Raw genomic sequence first — 328 nt, forward strand, 5'->3', positions numbered from 1 at the left:
CTTCGGCCTTGGAGGGGTTTGTGTAGGCATAGCCGGGGGCCTCCTTCCCACTTATATGCCGGTGCATCCTGAGGTGGGAAGCTTATTCGGCCTCATCTCTTTTATCTGCGTGGCGATGGGTGGGTTTGGAAGTATAGCGGGTTCGATAGGGAAAGCCTCTCGCATAGCAACTCGAGCCCCTTGGGAGAAGGCTTTAAGGCTCCGTCATCAAAAGTCACCATATGGCTACGAGGCAGATCTTCCCAATTTAACAACCTCAAAACCAACCTGCACTCCGATAAGGGACGGCCGGTGTATATGCCTACCGGCAAAGGTAAAGCTCTCCAGT

The 328-nt window shown here is 53.4% G+C and carries 1 pseudogene; it reads right to left on the minus strand.

Annotated elements, in window-relative coordinates:
- Positions 1-101 precede the first annotated feature (101 nt).
- A pseudogene (locus tag EZM41_RS13615) lies at positions 102-328 on the minus strand (HAD family hydrolase); the annotation flags it as partial.

Source organism: Acetomicrobium sp. S15 = DSM 107314 (genome assembly GCF_016125955.1).
GTDB lineage: Bacteria > Synergistota > Synergistia > Synergistales > Thermosynergistaceae > Thermosynergistes > Thermosynergistes pyruvativorans.